Source organism: Amycolatopsis sp. lyj-108 (assembly GCF_046549005.1).
Lineage (GTDB): Bacteria > Actinomycetota > Actinomycetes > Mycobacteriales > Pseudonocardiaceae > Amycolatopsis.
On the sequence record NZ_JAJPWQ010000018.1, the window covers coordinates 14,726 to 32,117 of the forward strand.

The 17,392-nt window shown below is 68.6% G+C and carries 19 protein-coding genes; 14 read left to right on the forward strand and 5 right to left on the reverse strand.

Annotated elements, in window-relative coordinates; all coding sequences use genetic code 11:
* Window positions 1-8: 8 nt before the first annotated feature.
* Window positions 9-1,712: a CTP synthase gene (locus ACLJO0_RS42115; protein WP_125786278.1), complete on the forward strand. Its 1,704-nt coding sequence runs from the start codon at window positions 9-11 to the stop codon at window positions 1,710-1,712.
* Window positions 1,709-2,335 carry an NUDIX domain-containing protein gene (locus ACLJO0_RS42120; protein ID WP_410585511.1) on the forward strand — a complete coding sequence of 209 codons (627 nt, stop codon included), beginning with the start codon at window positions 1,709-1,711 and terminating at the stop codon, window positions 2,333-2,335. The genes ACLJO0_RS42115 and ACLJO0_RS42120 overlap by 4 nt, the downstream gene beginning before the upstream one ends.
* Window positions 2,336-2,440: 105 nt before the next feature.
* Here the strand turns inward: ACLJO0_RS42120 and ACLJO0_RS42125 are convergent, their stop codons facing one another.
* Window positions 2,441-2,926, reverse strand: a complete 486-nt coding sequence (locus tag ACLJO0_RS42125; protein WP_125797216.1) for a DUF1707 domain-containing protein — start codon at window positions 2,924-2,926, stop codon at window positions 2,441-2,443.
* A 118-nt stretch (window positions 2,927-3,044) separates the two neighbouring features.
* Here ACLJO0_RS42125 and xerD point away from each other — a divergent pair, with 118 nt between their 5' ends.
* From xerD to ACLJO0_RS42160, 7 genes are all read left to right on the forward strand, one after another.
* Window positions 3,045-3,947, forward strand: coding sequence for a site-specific tyrosine recombinase XerD (gene xerD / locus ACLJO0_RS42130; protein ID WP_410585576.1), 903 nt, complete (start codon window positions 3,045-3,047; stop codon window positions 3,945-3,947).
* A gap of 92 nt (window positions 3,948-4,039) precedes the next feature.
* Window positions 4,040-5,056: a ParA family protein gene (locus tag ACLJO0_RS42135; RefSeq protein ID WP_125786281.1), complete on the forward strand. Its 1,017-nt coding sequence runs from the start codon at window positions 4,040-4,042 to the stop codon at window positions 5,054-5,056.
* A complete protein-coding gene (locus ACLJO0_RS42140; RefSeq protein WP_125797217.1) occupies window positions 5,053-5,478 on the forward strand; it encodes a cobyrinic acid a,c-diamide synthase in 426 nt (141 codons plus the stop codon). The genes ACLJO0_RS42135 and ACLJO0_RS42140 overlap by 4 nt, the downstream gene beginning before the upstream one ends.
* Entirely contained in the window at window positions 5,478-6,413 is a 936-nt protein-coding gene (locus tag ACLJO0_RS42145) for a segregation and condensation protein A (RefSeq protein WP_199746680.1), read from the forward strand. Before ACLJO0_RS42140 ends, ACLJO0_RS42145 begins: the two co-directional genes overlap by 1 nt.
* Complete coding sequence (scpB, locus tag ACLJO0_RS42150) at window positions 6,410-7,162, forward strand: SMC-Scp complex subunit ScpB (RefSeq protein ID WP_410585512.1); 753 nt, start codon at window positions 6,410-6,412, stop codon at window positions 7,160-7,162. The genes ACLJO0_RS42145 and scpB overlap by 4 nt, the downstream gene beginning before the upstream one ends.
* On the forward strand, window positions 7,152-7,904 hold the full coding sequence (locus tag ACLJO0_RS42155) for a pseudouridine synthase (protein ID WP_125786284.1): 753 nt from the start codon (window positions 7,152-7,154) through the stop codon (window positions 7,902-7,904). Before scpB ends, ACLJO0_RS42155 begins: the two co-directional genes overlap by 11 nt.
* 93 nt (window positions 7,905-7,997) lie before the next feature.
* Window positions 7,998-9,866: a Xaa-Pro dipeptidyl-peptidase gene (locus tag ACLJO0_RS42160; RefSeq protein ID WP_410585577.1), complete on the forward strand. Its 1,869-nt coding sequence runs from the start codon at window positions 7,998-8,000 to the stop codon at window positions 9,864-9,866.
* A gap of 60 nt (window positions 9,867-9,926) precedes the next feature.
* Here the strand turns inward: ACLJO0_RS42160 and ACLJO0_RS42165 are convergent, their stop codons facing one another.
* On the reverse strand, window positions 9,927-10,760 hold the full coding sequence (locus tag ACLJO0_RS42165) for a class I SAM-dependent methyltransferase (RefSeq protein WP_410585513.1): 834 nt from the start codon (window positions 10,758-10,760) through the stop codon (window positions 9,927-9,929).
* A gap of 68 nt (window positions 10,761-10,828) precedes the next feature.
* Here ACLJO0_RS42165 and ACLJO0_RS42170 point away from each other — a divergent pair, with 68 nt between their 5' ends.
* Window positions 10,829-11,458 (forward strand): TetR/AcrR family transcriptional regulator, encoded by a 630-nt coding sequence (locus ACLJO0_RS42170; RefSeq protein ID WP_410585514.1) that lies wholly within the window; start codon window positions 10,829-10,831, stop codon window positions 11,456-11,458.
* A 73-nt stretch (window positions 11,459-11,531) separates the two neighbouring features.
* On the opposite strand, the gene ACLJO0_RS42175 is transcribed toward ACLJO0_RS42170, so the two are convergent.
* Genes ACLJO0_RS42175 through ACLJO0_RS42185 form a run of 3 tightly spaced genes read right to left on the reverse strand, consistent with a single transcriptional unit; the run spans window position 11,532 to window position 13,625 of the window.
* On the reverse strand, window positions 11,532-12,728 hold the full coding sequence (locus ACLJO0_RS42175) for a cation:proton antiporter (RefSeq protein ID WP_410585515.1): 1,197 nt from the start codon (window positions 12,726-12,728) through the stop codon (window positions 11,532-11,534).
* Window positions 12,729-12,734: 6 nt separating this feature from the next.
* On the reverse strand, window positions 12,735-13,217 hold the full coding sequence (locus tag ACLJO0_RS42180; RefSeq protein ID WP_125786286.1) for a cation:proton antiporter regulatory subunit: 483 nt from the start codon (window positions 13,215-13,217) through the stop codon (window positions 12,735-12,737).
* Between the two features lie 15 nt (window positions 13,218-13,232).
* Window positions 13,233-13,625, reverse strand: coding sequence for a DUF4267 domain-containing protein (locus ACLJO0_RS42185; protein WP_410585516.1), 393 nt, complete (start codon window positions 13,623-13,625; stop codon window positions 13,233-13,235).
* Window positions 13,626-13,715: 90 nt separating this feature from the next.
* Between ACLJO0_RS42185 and ACLJO0_RS42190 the strand changes: the two genes are divergently transcribed.
* The 4 genes from ACLJO0_RS42190 (at window position 13,716) to der (ending at window position 17,247) form a co-directional block, all read left to right on the forward strand.
* Window positions 13,716-14,294 carry a TetR/AcrR family transcriptional regulator gene (locus ACLJO0_RS42190; protein WP_410585517.1) on the forward strand — a complete coding sequence of 193 codons (579 nt, stop codon included), beginning with the start codon at window positions 13,716-13,718 and terminating at the stop codon, window positions 14,292-14,294.
* A 92-nt stretch (window positions 14,295-14,386) separates the two neighbouring features.
* Window positions 14,387-15,091, forward strand: coding sequence for a (d)CMP kinase (cmk, locus tag ACLJO0_RS42195; protein WP_410585578.1), 705 nt, complete (start codon window positions 14,387-14,389; stop codon window positions 15,089-15,091).
* On the forward strand, window positions 15,088-15,762 hold the full coding sequence (locus ACLJO0_RS42200; RefSeq protein WP_125797224.1) for a lysophospholipid acyltransferase family protein: 675 nt from the start codon (window positions 15,088-15,090) through the stop codon (window positions 15,760-15,762). The genes cmk and ACLJO0_RS42200 overlap by 4 nt, the downstream gene beginning before the upstream one ends.
* A 3-nt stretch (window positions 15,763-15,765) precedes the next feature.
* On the forward strand, window positions 15,766-17,247 hold the full coding sequence (der, locus tag ACLJO0_RS42205; protein ID WP_125797225.1) for a ribosome biogenesis GTPase Der: 1,482 nt from the start codon (window positions 15,766-15,768) through the stop codon (window positions 17,245-17,247).
* The last annotated feature ends 145 nt before the right edge of the window (window positions 17,248-17,392 follow it).

Here is a 17,392-nt window from a genome sequence, read left to right on the forward strand (position 1 = left end):
GGAAGCCCGTGGGACTTCAGTCGCGGGCTACCAAGTATGTCTTTGTCACCGGAGGCGTTGCCTCCTCTCTGGGTAAGGGACTCACGGCTTCCAGCCTGGGTCAGCTCCTTACCGCACGTGGGCTCCGGGTCACGATGCAGAAGCTGGATCCGTACCTCAACGTCGATCCAGGCACGATGAACCCGTTCCAGCACGGTGAGGTGTTCGTCACCGACGACGGCGCCGAGACCGATCTGGACATCGGGCACTACGAGCGTTTTCTCGACCGGGCTCTCGACGGCAAGGCGAACGTCACCACCGGGCAGGTGTACTCCGAGGTCATCGCCAAGGAGCGCCGCGGTGAGTACCTCGGCGACACCGTGCAGGTCATTCCGCACATCACCGACGAGATCAAGGCGAGGATCACCGCCGCGGCGGGCGCCGACGAGGACGGGAACAGCCCGGACGTCGTGATCACCGAGGTCGGCGGCACCGTCGGCGACATCGAGTCGCTGCCGTTCCTGGAGGCCTGCCGTCAGGTCCGCCACGACGTCGGCCGTGACCAGTGCTTCTTCCTCCACGTCTCGCTGGTCCCGTACCTCGCCCCGTCGGGCGAGCTGAAGACCAAGCCGACCCAGCACTCGGTCGCCGCGCTGCGCAACATCGGTATCCAGCCCGACGCGCTCGTCTGCCGCGCCGACCGCGAGCTGCCGGAGGATCTCAAGCGCAAGATCGGCCTGATGTGCGACGTCGACACCGAGGCCGTCATCGCCTGCCCCGACGCGCCGTCGATCTACGACATCCCGAAGGTGCTGCACCGTGAGGCGCTCGACGCCTACGTGGTGCGCCGTCTCGGGCTGCCGTTCCGCGACGTCGACTGGACCGTGTGGGGCGACCTGCTCGACCGGGTGCACAACCCGTCGGAGACGGTGCGGGTCGCGGTCGTCGGCAAGTACATCGACCTGCCGGATGCGTACCTGTCGGTGACCGAAGCGCTGCGGGCGGGCGGATTCGCCCACCGCGCCAAGGTCCAGATCGCCTGGGTCCCCTCGGACTCCTGCGAGACCCCGGCCGGTGCCGCGGCCGCGCTGTCCGATGTGGACGGTGTGCTGATCCCCGGCGGATTCGGCATCCGCGGCATCGAGGGCAAGGTCGGCGCCATCGCCTACGCCCGCACCCAGGGACTGCCGCTGCTGGGCCTGTGCCTCGGCCTGCAGTGCATGGTGATCGACGCGGCACGGAACCTGGCCGGGATCAAGGACGCGAACTCGGCCGAATTCGACGACGAGGGTGCGAACCCGGTCATCTCCACGATGGCCGACCAGCGCGACGTCGTCGCAGGCGAGCGCGACATGGGCGGCACGATGCGGCTCGGCGCCTACGTCGCCAAGCTCAAGCCGGGTTCGCAGGTCGCGAAGGCGTACGGCAGCACCGAGGTCTCCGAGCGGCACCGCCACCGTTACGAGGTCAACAACGCCTACCGCAAGCGCCTTTCCGAGGCCGGTCTGGTGTTCTCGGGCACCTCGCCCGACGACCACCTGGTCGAGTTCGTGGAGCTGCCCGCCGACAAGCACCCGTTCTTCGTCGGAACCCAGGCGCACCCGGAGCTCAAGAGCCGCCCGACCCGCCCGCACCCGCTGTTCAGCGCGTTCGTGAAGGCCGTCGTGGACCGCAAGGTCGCCGAGCGGCTGCCGGTCGAGCTGCCCGAGGCCCCGCAGACGGTGGCCCGGTGACCGAACCCGGCAAGCACGAGTTCACCGTCGCGTCCACAAGGGACGTCCACATCGGACGAGTCGTCGGGCTGCGGGTCGACGAGGTGGTGATGCCCGGCGGTGGCACCGCCCGCCGTGAGGTCGTCGAGCACCTCGGCGCGGTCGCCGTCGTCGCGCTGGACGACGACGGCGCGGTCACGCTGATCCACCAGTACCGGCACCCGATCGGGCGACGGCTGTGGGAACTGCCCGCCGGGCTGATCGACAAGGCGGGGGAGGACCCCGTCGGCGCGGCCGAACGGGAACTGGTCGAGGAGGTCGGGCTCAGCGCCGAACGCTGGGAGACCCTGGTCGACGTCGCGGCGTCGCCCGGCTTCACGGACGAGGTCGTCCGCGTCTACCTCGCCCGTGGACTGTCCGAAGTGGACAGGGAGGTCCTCGGCGACGAGGAGGCGGACCTCGTCGTGCGGAAGTTCCCGCTCGACGAAGCGGTCCGGATGGCGCTGGCCGGTGAGCTGGTGAACGGGTCGACCGTCGGTGGCGTGCTCGCCGCGCACGCGGTGCTTTCGGGGGCGGCTTCGGCGCGGCCCGCGGACGCGCCTTGGGAAGATCGGCCGACGAAGTTCGCTTCGCGCGGTCACTGATCCTCCTGCGCGTGCTATGAAAGGTCCTTTCCTTGCAAAATTTGCAAGGAAAGGACCTTTCATAGCATCCGGGAGAGGAGTCAGAGGGCCGGTGACGTGCCGTGCTCAGTCCCGGAGGCGGCGGCCTTGAGCGTCGGTGCCGCCGTTCGCCAGCAGCACGATCCCGTCGACCATCGGCCAGACCACCCCGATGCCGCAGGTGACCACCACGACCGCCAGCTGCCCCAAAGCGAGCCCGACATGCCCGGTGTAGAAGCGCCCGGTCCCGAACGGCAGCACGAGCTGCAGCACTCCGGCGGCGATCTTCGACTTCGGTGAGTACGGCATGACCGCGGCAGGCTGCTGGTACACGGGCACGAACGGCGGCGGGTCGAACCGCGGCGCCAGGTACGTCGGATGCGGGGCGGGCAGGTCCTGGAACAGTGGCCGGAGTTCGCCGAGCGTCACGGCCTCGTACGCGGCGAGGACCCGGCCCTCGTACTCGTCGGGCGTGATCCTGCCCTGGCTGTAGTGGTCGGCGAGCAGCCGCGCCGCCTCCTCGCGCTCGGCGGTGCCGGCGCGCATCTCGTCCGGGTCCGGTTGCTGGGACATGCTCCCAAGGTAGCCCGTTTCACACCCGCGACGCGGTACGCGCGGCGAACCCCCGAACGGGTCGTCGTGGTTCTAGAGTGTCCGTGTGTCACAGGCCGGTGGTATCGGAGTCGCCCAGGTGGTCGCCGCATACCTCGACCATCTGGTGGTCGAACGCGGAACCGCGAGGAACACCCTCGACAGCTACTCCCGTGACCTGCGCCGGTACACCGCGTACCTCCACGGCGCCGACGTCGAACGTTTCACCGACGTCACCTCGGCGCACATCACCTCGTTCGGCGCGGCGCTGCGCGAAGGCGACGAAGAGCATCAGCCGCTCGCCGCGTCCTCAGCCGCTCGCGCACTGGTCGCCGTGCGGGGGCTGCACAAGTTCGCGCACGCCGACGGCATCACCGAGAACGACCCGGCCCGCGAGGTCCGCCCGCCCGCCGCGGCCAAACGGCTGCCCAAGGCGCTGCCGGTGGACGCCGTGCTGAAGCTGCTCGAAACCCCGCCGCCCGAGGGGATGCGGCCGCTGCGGGACCGGGCGCTGCTGGAACTGCTCTACTCCACCGGCGCGCGGATCTCCGAGGCCGTCGGGCTCGACGTCGACGACATCGACGACGCCGAACGCACCGTGCTGCTCGACGGGAAGGGCGGCAAACAGCGCATCGTGCCGATCGGCCGTCCGGCGCTGGAAGCGGTGCACGCGTACCTCGTCCGCGCGCGGCCGGCACTCGCCACCCACGGCAGGGGGACACCGGCGATGTTCCTGAACGCCCGCGGCTCCAGGCTTTCCCGGCAGAGCGCGTGGCAGGTTCTCAAGGACACCGCGGAATCCGCGGGAATCACGGCGGGCGTTTCCCCGCACACGTTGCGCCATTCCTTCGCCACGCATCTGCTCGAAGGCGGCGCCGACGTCCGCGTCGTGCAGGAACTGCTCGGCCACGCCTCGGTGACGACCACGCAGGTGTACACGCTGGTCACGGTGAACACGCTCCGCGAGGTTTACGCGACAGCACATCCCCGCGCGCTCGGCTAAACGACCCGGTCGGTCCCGGCGTGCCTCGTTGGCTCGACTCGTGAATCGCGCATAGGCTGCCGAGGATCCTGCCGAAGAGGAGCTTTCGCGTTATGTCGACACCGAACGAGCCGGCGAAGCCGTCCGCGTCCGCCGGTTCGGCCGCGGCGAGCCTCAGCCAGGTGACCATCGCAACCCCCGCCGAACACGACGGCGACGAACCGTCGGAGGACACGATCTCTTCCCGCGGCCGCAAGGCCAAGCGCGCCAAAGAAACCAAACAGCAAGAACTCGAGAGGGAAGGTATCGGCCCCACCGGCCGTCCGTACCGCGAGATCCCCGATCCGCCGCCGCTGGAACGGCACGGCCCCGCACTCGTGATGGCCATGTGCAACCAGAAGGGCGGCGTCGGCAAGACCACCTCGACCATCAACCTGGGTGCGGCGCTCGCCGAATGCGGCCGCCGGGTACTGCTGGTCGACTTCGATCCGCAGGGCGCGCTCTCGGTCGGTCTCGGCATTCAGCCGCACGAGCTCGACCAGACGGTCTACAACGTCATCATGGAGCGCTCGGTCAGCATCACCGACACCATCCGGAAGACCCGGGTGGACGGCGTCGACCTGCTGCCGAGCAACATCGACCTGTCCGCGGCCGAGGTCCAGTTGGTCGCAGAGGTAGGGCGCGAACACACGTTGTTACGGGTCCTTCGTCCGGTCATGAACGACTACGACTATGTTCTTGTCGACTGCCAGCCCTCGCTAGGCCTGCTGACGGTGAACGCACTGACCGCCGCGGACGGTGTGATCATCCCGCTGGAGTGCGAGTTCTTCAGTCTGCGAGGCGTAGCGCTCCTGATCGACACCATCGAGAAGGTGCAGGAACGCCTCAACCCCAAACTGGACATCACCGGGATTCTCGCCACCATGTACGACCCGAGAACCCTGCACTCGAAGGAGGTCATGGCGAGAGTGGTGGAGGCATTCGGCGACATCGTGTTCGACACGGTGATCAACCGCACCGTGCGGTTCCCCGAGACGACCGTCGCGGGCGAGCCGATCACGACGTGGGCCCCCAAATCAGCAGGCGCTGCCGCCTATCGCGCGCTGGCACGCGAGGTGATCGCCCGGTGAGCAGGCGAGCTTCCCTGCCCGGAGCGTCCGAACTTTTCAGGATCACCTCCAGCCCCGCCCTCGATCTCCCGCCCGCGCCCGAACAGCCCGCCCCCTCGACGGGGAACGGCAACGGGAACGGATCCGGGAACGAGACGGGGCCCGCGCACAAGGAACAGCTGTCCCGTGCCGCGCGAAGCGGTTCCGGGCGGACCAAGCACGACGCGAAGATCACCGTCTACGTCTCCGGCGACGAACTGCTGGCGATGGAGCAGGCCAGGCTGAACTTGCGGGCGAAGCACGGGCTCGTGCTCGACCGCGGCAGACTGGTCCGCGAGGCGGTGGCCGTCCTGTTGGCCGACTTCGACGCGGCGGGCGAGGAGTCGGTGCTCGTCCAGCGCTTGCGGGCGGGCAGCGAGGACGGGAAAGAGACCGAGAGCTGATGGACGACCCGGCCGCGGCTGCTCCCAGCGGCTCAGAGCCGGTCGAGCGGACAGAGGCAGACGAGACCCCCGCCGTGCACGAGACCGTGCACGGCGGGATGGTCCCAGAAGGACTGGCCAGTGAAGAGCTGAGCACGTCCAAGTTCAAGGTGAACCTGTCGAATTTCCAGGGCCCCTTCGATCTGCTGCTCCAGCTGATCTCGCAGCACCAGCTCGACGTCACCGAAGTCGCGTTGCACCAGGTCACGGACGATTTCATCGCCTACACCCGCGCGCTCGGCACGGAGTGGAACCTCGACGAGACGACCGAGTTCCTGGTCATCGCGGCGACTCTGCTCGACCTCAAGGCGGCACGCCTGCTGCCCGCCGCCGAGGTGGAGAGCGAAGACGACCTCGCCCTGCTCGAAGCGCGGGACCTGCTGTTCGCGCGCGTGCTGCAGTACCGGGCGTACAAGCAGGTCGCGGCGCTGTTCGGTGAGCTGGAGGCCGGTGCGCTGCGGCGGTATCCGCGGTCGGTCGCGCTGGAAGACCGGTTCATGGGGCTGCTGCCCGAGGTGATGCTCGGCGTGGACCCGGCGAAGTTCGCCGAGATCGCCGTCGCGGTCTTCAAACCGAAGCCGCCGCCGACGGTGTCGATCGCACATATCCACATGGGCCGGGTCTCGGTGCGCGAACACGCCGCGCTGCTGCGGCTCAAGCTCGCGGAACGAGGCGAAGCGACCTTCAGCGAGCTGGTCGAGGACTGCGAACACACCGTCGAGATCGTGGCGCGGTTCCTCGCGCTGCTGGAGCTGTACCGGGAGGCCACGGTCCAGTTCGAGCAGCTGGAGGCACTCGCCGAACTGCACGTGCGCTGGACCGGCGGGTCCGTGGCGCAGGCGTCGGTGGCGGCCGAACAGGACCTCGCCGCCGCGGAGGACGAGGAGTACGGGTGAGCCCCGAAGAGACCCAGAAGACTGAAGAAACCCCCGAGACCGGTGATGGGCCGAAAGCTCCCATCACCGAGTCCGACGAGGCGAAGGACGCTTTCAGCCCGCCGGAGGCCGAGGCCCCTGCCGCCGAGGCCGAGGCCTCCGCCGTCGAAGCGGAGCCGCCTGCCGACGAGGGGCTCGTGGCGGCGGGTGACGGCGACTATCCCGACCTCACCTCCGACGAGGCGCTCGAAGCGGCCCTGGAGGCGTTGCTCCTGGTCGTCGACTCGCCGATCAACGAGGAATCGCTCGCCGACACCGTCGGGCAATCCGTGTCGCGGGTCACCGTGGCGCTGCGCACGATGGCGCAGAAGTTCACCGAGCGGACCAGCGGAATCGACCTGCGCCGAGTCGGCGAAGGGTGGCGGTTCTACACTAGGGACGTCTATGCCCCGTTCGTGGAGAAGCTTCTGCTCGACGGCCAGCGTTCCAAGCTGACGCGAGCCGCACTGGAGAGCCTCGCCGTGATCGCCTATCGGCAGCCGGTGACCAGGGCCAGGGTCGCCGCCGTCCGAGGGGTGAACGTGGACGGGGTGATCAGGACGCTGCTGGCACGCGGCCTGATCGAGGAGATGGGGACCGACCCCGAAACCACAGGCACGCTGTACGTGACGACCGAGCTGTTCCTGGAGCGACTGGGCCTCTCGTCCTTGGCCGACCTTCCGCCCATCGCTCCGTTGCTACCCGAAGTGGACACCATCGATGACATCTGACCCGCATCCCGACGGCATTCGGCTGCAGAAGGTCCTTTCGCAGGCCGGCGTCGCCTCGCGGCGCGCCGCCGAGGACCTGATCGTGCGCGGTCGCGTGAGCGTGGACGGCAAGGTGGTCACCGAACTCGGCCGCCGGGTCGATCCGGACAACTCCGTGATCCACGTCGACGGCACCCGCGTCCAGGTCCGCGAGGACCTCGTCTACCTCCTGCTGAACAAGCCCAAGGGCGTGCACAGCACGATGAGCGACGACCGCGGCCGCCCGTGCGTCGGCGACTACCTGCGCGGCCGGTACGAGGAGACGCCCGGCATCGTGCACGTCGGCAGGCTCGACGAGAACACCGAAGGCCTTCTGCTGCTCACCAACGACGGCGACCTCGGCCACCGGTTGATGCACCCGTCGTACCAGGTGCTCAAGACCTACTTCGCCGAGGTCGAGGGCATCGTCCCGCGCGGCCTCGGCAAGGAACTGCGGGCCGGTTTCGAACTGCCGGACGGCATCGTCAAGGTCGACCAGTTCCGGGTCAAGGACATGTTGGCCGGTCGCACCCAGATCGAACTGGTCATCCACGAGGGGCGCAAGCACATCGTGCGGCGGCTGATGGCGGCCACCGGGCACCCCGTGCGCAAACTGGTCCGGACCGCGCTCGGCGACGTCCAGCTCGGTGCCCAGCGGTCGGGCTCGATCCGGCGCCTGAACCGCGGCGAGGTCGGTTCGCTCTACCGCGCGGTCGATCTGTAAGACTTTCCGCTCTACTGCACAGGTGATCATCGCGTTTAGCTCTCCCTGACGGGCTTTCAGCCGACGGGGAAGGGCTCAACCGTGAAAACAGTTGTGCTGGCAGGGATCTTGGCGGTCGCCGCGGCCGTGGTCGCGGCGCCGCAGGCCGCGGCGAAACCGCGGGGCAGCGAACCGGTCTACGACTTCGCCCAGGCCGTCCGCGAGACGGCCTGGGTGGACATCGGCCTCGACGGGGACGGCGACGGCCGTTCCGACCGGGTCGCCGCCGACATCATCCGCCCGAAGGAACCGGCGGCGCAGGGCAAGAAGGTCCCGGTCATCATGGACGCCAGCCCGTACTACTCGTGCTGCGGGCGGGGCAACGAGAGCGAGCTCAAGACCTACGATTCGGCGGGCAGGCCGGTCGGGTTCCCGCTCTACTACGACAACTTCTTCGTCCCGCGTGGCTATGCCGTGGTGCTGGTGGATCTGGCCGGTACCAACAAATCCCGCGGCTGCACCGACATCGGCGGGCCCTCGGACGTCAACTCGGCGCGCAAGGTCGTCGACTGGCTGAACGGGCGCGCGAACGGTTACACGACGGCGACCGGACCGGCCAGGACGAACGCGACCTGGTCGACGGGCGCCGTCGGCATGATCGGGAAGTCCTACGACGGCACGGTCGCCAACGGCGTCGCCGCGACCGGTGTCGACGGGCTCAAGACCATCGTGCCGATCGGTGCCATCAGCTCCTGGTACGACTACTACCGCTCGGATGGCGCGAACCTGCGCCAGGGCAGCCCGGCGGGATTGGCGCAGACCGTGTCCCGCCGCAACGGCGGGCAGAACTGCAGCGCGGCGAACCAAAAGCTCACCGCGGGCGCGACGGCGAACGGCGACTACAACGCGTTCTGGCTCGACCGTGACCACGTGCAGAGCGCGTCGAAGGTGAAAGCCAGCGTGCTCGCTTCGCATGGGCTGGGCGACCTCAACGTCAAGACGATCAACTTCGGGCAGTGGTGGGAAGCGCTGAACGTCGAGCGCAAGATCTGGCTGACGCAGGCCGGTCACGTCGACCCGTTCGACTACCGGCGGTCGGCGTGGGTCGACACCCTGCACAAGTGGTTCGACCACTACCTGCTCGGCGTGGACAACGGCATCGAGAAGACCCCGGGCGCGAGCGTGGAACGCGAGCCGGACGTCTGGGTGGACCAGGCGGCGTGGCCCGCGGGCAGTGCGGTCACCCTGCGTCCCGCGGCAGGCGGCACCCCGGGCGTCGGCACGCTCGGCACCACCGCGGGGACGGGTACGGCGTCGTTCACGGACTCCTCCGGTCAGTTCTCGAACAGCTGGGCCGCACGTCCGACGGAGACCTCGAACGGACGCCTGCTGTTCAGCACCGGCGCGCTGGCGAAGGATCTGCACGTGTCCGGGACGGCGAAGGTGACCGTGACCGCGACGCCGTCGACGTCCACAGCGCGGCTTTCGGCGATCCTCGTGGATTACGGCCCGGCGACGATCCGGAACTACACCGGGCCGAAGGAAGGCATCAAGAACGAGCTGACGCAGTCGTGCTGGGGCGCGAGCGCTTCCGGCAATGACGCCTGTTACCTGAACACGAGCACCGACGCGGTCTCGGTCGGGCTGAACATCATCAGCCGTGGCTGGGCCGACCTGGCCAACCACCAATCGCTGAGCCAGGAATCGCCGCTGACGCCGGGGCAGCCGTACACGATGACGTTCCGGCTGGCGAGTACGGATCATGTTGTCCCGCAAGGACATCAGCTGGCGCTGATCATCGGCGGGACGGATGGTTCGTTCATCTCGGGTCCTTCGCAGTACCCGAAGATCACTGTGGACCTCGGCAAGACTTCGCTGGCTCTGCCCGTCTCGGGTGCGGGACCGTCGGCGGTGCCGGCTCCGCTTCCGGCGGCTCCGGCGCAGATCGCGCCCGCGACCGTTTCGGGGCTTGAGCGCGGCTGACCTGATGCTATGAAAGGTCCTTTCCTTGCAAATTTCGCAAGGAAAGGACCTTTCATGGCGTCAACGTCCGGCGGTGACGATCCAGACCCCGCCTGGGATTCGTACCCCGTGCGGTGTCTCGAACTCGCCGAGCGCGTCCCGTACCCGGTCGCGGAGGCCGGTGATCGAGTCCGCGTCCACGGTCCGCAGGTTGTGCTGGATCGGGGCCATCGAGAAGACGAAGTCGGTCGCGTCGGAAGCGTCCGCGCCGAAGCCCATGTCCGCGTCCACCGGGCTGATCTCGATGTCGCGGAAACCCGCCGCCGTGAGCACTTCGGTGATCCGTTCGGGGGCCAGCAGGGAACCCATCCCGCGGGCGGCGGGCGATGGCTCGCGAAGGTAGGGGGCGAGCGCCGCGGTCGCCCGGGCGTAGGCGCTGTCGACGTCGCCTGACCGCGGCCCCAGGAAGGCCAGCCGGCCGCCGGGCGCGAGCGCGCCGCGGAGGTGACCGAACGCCGCGACCAGATCGGCGAAGAACATCACGCCACCCCTGCTCATGATGACGTCGAAGCCAGGCCCTTCGAACGGGTGTACCTGCGCGTCTCCCTGGACGAACTCGACATTGGTGAGGTTATCGGCCGCCGCGTCCAAGCGGGCCCGCTCCACCAGCGGCGCCGAAATGTCGATCCCCAGCGCGCGCCCGCTGCCGGCCTTTCTCGCGGCCAGCCGGGTGGTGAGTCCGGCGCCGCAGCCCACGTCCAGGACCGCGTGACCGTCTTCGATGTTCGCGGCGGCGAAAAGCGGCGCGTCGAAGGCTTCCATCATTCCGTTGTAGCGCTCCGGGTGATCCGCCCAGAGCCTTCCCTCCCAGCCGTTCCACGCTTCGGCCTGCTGCGGGTTGGCGATCGCCACCATGGGACACCTCATCGTCGTCGTTACTAGAGTCGAACTCTAGTGGTTGACTCTAGAGATAGACTCCAGTCATGAGTGGTGTCAAGGGTGCCCGGGCCGAGCGGGCGGCGGAAACGCGGCGGCGGATCATCGAGGCCGCCAGGGAACTCTTCCTCGCCGACGGCTACGGGGCGACCACGCTTCAGCAGGTCGCCGACCGGGCGGGGGTGGCCGTCCAGACCATCTACTTCACGTTCCGCAACAAGCCGACGTTGCTGAAGGAACTGGTCGACGTCGCGATCGCCGGCGACGACAGTCCGGTGGCGACGATGGAGCGGCCATGGTTCGCGCAAGTGCTGGACGCGCCGGACGCGCGCACGGCCCTCACCGCCCTCGTCACGGGGAGCCGCGCCGTGCTCGAACGGGTCGCCGCCGTCAACGACATGGTGCGTACCGCGACCGCCGCCCACCCCGATTTGCGTGAGCTCTGGCCTGATCGCGAAGACCCGCGCCACACCGTGCACACGGCGGCGGCGAAGGCTCTGCTGGAGAAGCCCGGCGTCAGGACCGATCTCACGGTCGAGAAGGCGGCGGACATCCTCTATGCCGTGCTGAGTCCGGAGTCGTTCCTGATCCTGACCCGTGACCGCGCCTGGGCTGTCGGCGACTGGGAGTCTTGGGTGGAGGAACTCTTGGCCGCACAGTTGCTCGAGCGCGGCTGACCGATGCAATGAAAGGTCCTTTCCTTGCAAATTTTGCAAGGAAAGGACCTTTCATGGCGCGTGTGGGGCGGGGTCAGCCGGCCTGCGAGGCCGCACTCTTCGACCCGAAGGGCCTTCGCTGCAGAGCCCGCGCCACCGGTTCGACGATCCGCGCGGCCGTCGGGCCGAGGATCGCCATCAGGAGCACGTACGCCGTCGCGAGTGCCGCGAGTTCGCCGGTCACCGCGCCCGCCGCCACCGCCAGTCCGGCGATGACGATCGAGAACTCGCCTCGTGCGACCAGTGCGGCTCCGGCACGAGCCCGGCCCATCTTCCCGATGCCTTGCCGTCGCGCGGCCCACCAGCCGGTGCCGACCTTCGTGAGCGTCGTCGCGACCGCCAGGATGACCGCCCAGCCGAGCACGGGCGGGATCGACGCGGGGTTGGTGTTGAGCCCGAACACGACGAAGAACACGGCCGCGAAGAGATCTCGCAGCGGTTCGAGCAGGTGTGTCGCGTTCTCCGCCGTCGAACCCGAGATCGCGATGCCGAGCAGGAACGCGCCGACCGCGGCCGACACCTGCATCGCCGAAGCCAGGCCGGCGACCAGCAGGGCCGCACCGAGGACCTTGAGGAGGAACACCTCGCGGTCCGGGCTGTCCACCGCCGCGGAGACGTACCGGCCGAACTTCAGCGCGATCACCAGTACGACCGTGATCACCATCAGCGAGATCCCGACCGCCTTCATGCCGCCGAGGAAGCTGACACCGCCGAGCACCGCGGTGAGGATCGGCAGGTACAGCGCCATCACCAGGTCTTCGAACACCAGGATCGACAGCACCACCGGCGTTTCCCGGTTACCGAGCCGCCCGAGGTCGCCGAGCACCTTCGCGATGATCCCGGAGGACGAGATGTAGGTGACGCCCGCCATCACGATCGCGCCGATCGGCCCCCAGCCGAGGATGAGCGCGACGATCGCACCCGGCGCGGCGTTGAGCACGATGTCGACGAGCCCCGCCATCCACGAGCGTTTCAGTCCGGTGAACAGCTCGGCCGCCGAGTACTCCAGGCCCAGCAGGAGCAGCAGCAGGACGACGCCGATCTCGCTGGCGAGGTGGGTGAAGTCGCCGATGTCGCCGAGCGGGATCAGCCCGCCCTGGCCGAAGCACAGGCCACCGATCAGGTACAGCGGGATGGGGGACATCCCGATCTTTCCGGCGAGGCGGCCGAGCGCGCCCAGCCCGAAGAAGACCGCCCCGAGTTCGATCAAGGACAGTGCGGTGTGATCCATCCGCGATCAGCCGTACTTCAAGATCTTGACGGCGGCCTCGAGACCTTCCGAGGTGCCGACCGCGACGAGCACGTCGCCCGCGGTGAGATTGAAGTCCGGTGTGGGGGAGGGGTGGACCTGCCCGGCCCGCATCACCGCGACGACCGAGACGCTCGTGCGGGTCCGCATGGCGGTGTCGCCCAGCGTCCGGCCGTCGAACGGCGACGACGCCTTGATCGGCAGCTGCTTGGTGTTGATGCCGGGCAGGTCCCGGTGCTCTTCGGTGAGCTGGGCGACCAGCTGGGGCGCGCCGAGCAGGTTCGCCAGCGCGCCCGCTTCGTCGGTGGTGAGCGGAAGTGAGGCCAGGCAGGCGTCGGGATCGTCCGTTTTGGACACGATCAGCTCGACGTGTCCATCGCGATGGGTCACCACGCCGACGCGGCGGCCGTTGCGGGTGGCGAAGTCCTTGCGGACGCCTATTCCAGGGAGCGGGGTCACTTCGACGTTCACGACGTCAACAGTAACTCACCGTCCGGTTCGCTTCGGGCGGATCAGGAACAGCGCCGAGATCACGACCATCAAGGCGCACGTCGCGCCGTGGATGCCGAGCGCGGTGCCCACGGAACCGTTGTGGGTCAGCACGATCAGCATGTCGCCGAACGGGATGAACGCCAGCGCGAGCATCGCCCAGCCCAGCGCGCGGGCGTTCCGGAACAGGAGCAGCGCGAGCACCACGAGCGCCGTGCCGATGTCGCGGACGCCCTTGACCGCGAGGATCGGGTCGCCATCGGACGGCATCACCGGCAGGCCGAAACCGCCCGTCTGGGTTGAAGGGAAGAACACGTAGCCGCTCCCGAAGTAGAGGACGAAGAGCACGAGGGCGGCGGACAGGACGTAAGCGATCTTGATTCTGGTCATGATCTCCGACTCCAAAATCTAGCAGTGCTAGGAACGCTATGAACGTAGCGCTAGCACCGCTAGCTTGTCTAGCGATGCTAGGATATTCGTATGGTCACGAACCCCCGGCGCGAGCGGGACCGCTCACAGCGCGAACAGCTGATCGTCACCACCGCCCGCGAGATCGCCGAAGAAGAAGGCTGGGACGCGGTCACGACCCGGCGGCTGGCGGCGAAGATCGAGTACAGCCAGCCGGTCCTCTACAGCCACTTCTCCGGCAAGGGGGCGATCATGGCGGCCGCTGCCCTCGAGGGCTGCACCGAAATGGCCGCCCATATGCGGAAGGGAGCCGGTACGGCGGAAGACTCGCGTGGCGCCCTGCGGAGGCTGGCGGGGAACTACTTCGACTTCGCGGACCGCAAACCCGCGCTCTATGACGCGATCTTCACTCTCGCCAGTGAGCTGGACTTCGCCAGTCCGGACAGTCCCGAGCCGTTGAAGGACGCGTTCGGCGCCCTGCTCGAAACCGTGGGCCCGGTGGCGGGCGATTACGACCCCGGCCTCTACACCGAGACGTTCTGGGCCGCCCTGCACGGCCTCGTCACCCTCGAGCGCAGCCGACGGCTGCCGGCGGCCGCGCGCGCGGAACGGATCGGCATGCTCGTCGACCGGTTCGCCGTGGGCGGCTGAGGCGTGTCGCGCGCCACCAGGCAGAATGGTCATCGATCAGATGAGCGACGAATGAGCTGAGGAGAGTTTCGGTGACGGGAGCCCTGCGTGGTGTGGTCGCGATGGACGGCCCGTCCGGAACCGGGAAATCCACGGTTTCGCGGAAGCTCGCGACGAAACTCGGCGCCGGCTACCTCGACACGGGCGCGATGTACCGCGTGGTCACCCTCGCCGTCCTGCGCGCCGGGGCCGACCCGGTCGACGCGGTCGCGGTCGCCGACGTCGCGCGGAAGGCCGAACTCGGCATCGGAACCAGCCCTGACGACGCGACGGTCACCCTCGCGGGTGAAGACGTCGCCGCCGAGATCCGCGGTGCGGACGTCACCACGGCGGTGTCGCCCGTTTCGGCCGTCCCCGCGGTCCGCGAACTGCTGGTCGCCCGGCAGCGCGAGATCATCGCCGAAGTGCTCGGCCGCGTCGGCGGCATCGTGGTCGAAGGCCGCGACATCGGCACCGTCGTCTCACCCGACGCCCCGCTCAAGATCTTCCTCACCGCTTCGGCCGAAGTCCGCGCCGCACGCCGCAGCGCACAGGATTCCGCCGCCGGTCGCGAATCCACGCACGACGTCGCGAAGGCGGCGGTGGAACGGCGTGACCGCCTGGACTCCACGCGGGCGGCTTCGCCCCTGCGCGCGGCCGAAGACGCCGTCGAGGTGGACACCTCGGCGCTCAACATCGACCAGGTGATCGTCGCGCTGGCGGAACTGGCGCTGCACCGCGGTCTCCTCGAAGGCTGCCCCGCCGAGGCCGCCAGGTGAGCGCGAAGGGACTGCCCGAAGGCGCGAGCGACCCGTTCCACACCTTCGGCCGGGGGATCTCGAAATTCATCGTCCGGCCCGCGTTCCGGGTCCGGGTCCACGGCGCCGAGCGGGTGCCGGCGTCCGGGCCGGTGGTGTTCATGGCCAACCACAGCTCGATGGCGGAACCCGCGCTGCTGTTCGGAATGTTCTCGCGGCGTACCGCGTTCCTGGTCAAGGCGGAACTCTTCAAGGGTTTCGTCGGCTGGTTCTTCCCGAAACTGGGCCAGATCCCGGTGAAACGGGGTGCGGTGGACCGCAAACCGCTGATGATGGCGGTCAAGGTGCTCGAGGACGGCGGTGCGGTGGGGATCTTCCCCGAAGGCACCCGCGGCCTCGGTGACGCCGAAAACTTCGAGCGCGGCGCGGCCTTCCTGGTCCGCGCCGGGAACGCGACCGTGGTTCCGGTCGCCACTCGGGGGACGTACAAACCCGCCGGCGCCAAGAGGCGTTGGCGGCCACGCGTCGACATCATGGTCGGCGAACCTTTCACTCCCGCGATCGGGAAGGGAAGGACAGGGCTGGAGGAGGGAACCGAGCGGCTTCGTCTCGCGCTCGCGGACCTCGTGAAGGCACTGGACGAATGGCGCTTGGAGCACGGGCTCCAAGACACGCGACAGAATGTGAAGTAACGAATGTCTGAGCTTGACGGAGTCGGCGAGATCGACGGCTCCTGGTCCGATGAGTCCGAATTCACCACGCTGGACGCGCAGATCGCCGCGGGCGAGGCCGAGGAGGAGGCGCAGCTCGCGCAACCGGTCCTCGCCGTCGTCGGCAGGCCCAACGTAGGCAAGTCCACCCTGGTCAACCGCATCCTCGGCCGCCGAGAGGCGGTCGTGCAGGACGTTCCCGGCGTGACCCGGGACCGCGTCGCCTACGACGCCTTCTGGGCGGGCCGCCGGTTCACCCTGGTCGACACGGGCGGCTGGGAGCCGGACGCGACCGGGCTGCAGGCCTCCGTCGCCGCGCAGGCCGAGATCGCGATGGCCACCGCCGACGCGGTGCTGCTGGTCATCGACGCCAGTGTCGGCGCGACCGCGACCGACGAGGCCGCCTCGAAGGTGCTGCGCCGCTCGAAGAAGCCGGTGCTGCTCGTCGCCAACAAGGTCGACGACGACCGCCTGCTCGCCGACACCGCGTCCCTGTGGTCACTCGGCCTCGGCGAACCGCATCCGGTCAGCGCGCTGCACGGGCGTAGCTCGGGCGACCTGCTCGACGCGATCGTCAAGGCGCTGCCGGAGATGCCGCGCGACGGCGACCGCGCCACCACCGGCCCGCGCCGCGTCGCACTGGTCGGCAAGCCGAACGTGGGCAAATCCAGCCTGCTGAACAAGATCTCCGGCGAGGAGCGGTCCGTGGTGGACTCGGTCGCCGGTACCACCGTCGACCCGGTCGACTCGCTGGTCGAACTGGACGGTGACATCTGGCGGTTCGTCGACACGGCGGGTCTGCGCAAGCGGGTCAATTCGGCCAACGGCGCCGAGTACTACGCGTCGCTGCGGACCAAGACCGCGATCGACGCGGCCGAGGTCGCGATCGTGCTGCTGGACGCCGCCGAACCGCTTTCGGAGCAGGACCTGCGGGTGCTGACCATGGTCGTCGAAGCCGGTCGCGCCTGCGTGCTCGCCTTCAACAAGTGGGACCTCGTCGACGAGGACCGCCGCCACGCCATGGTCCGCGAACTGGACCGCGGCCTGGTGAGGGTGCCGTGGGCGGACAAGGTCAACATCTCCGCGCTCACCGGCCGGTCCGTGCGCAAGCTCGCGCCCGCGCTGCGGACCGCGTTGAAGTCCTGGGACCAGCGGGTTCCCACCGGTCAGCTGAACGGCTGGCTGGCCGACCTCATCGCCGCGACCCCGCCGCCGGTGCGCGGTGGCAAGCAGCCGAAGGTGCTGTTCGCGACCCAGGCGGGCATCCGGCCGCCGACGCTGGTCCTGTTCACCACCGGCTTCCTCGAGGCGGGCTACCGGCGGTTCATCGAACGGAAGTTCCGTGAGCGTTTCGGATTCGAAGGCACCCCCGTCCGGGTGAATATCCGAGTGCGGGAAAAGAAGCAAAGGCCCAAGGTCGGCGGAAAAGCGGCCGGAAAACCACAGGGTAAACCGAAAGCGCGCTGATTCTCACGATGTAGGTGAATATTTCACTGGGTGGACACGCCGATGACCTCGGGTTTCGGCGTGTCCACCGGTGAGGTTCGACACTCTGCCGAGACCCTCCCGAGATATGTCGTACACCTGCGGTAAAGTCAATGGTCTGCTAGCG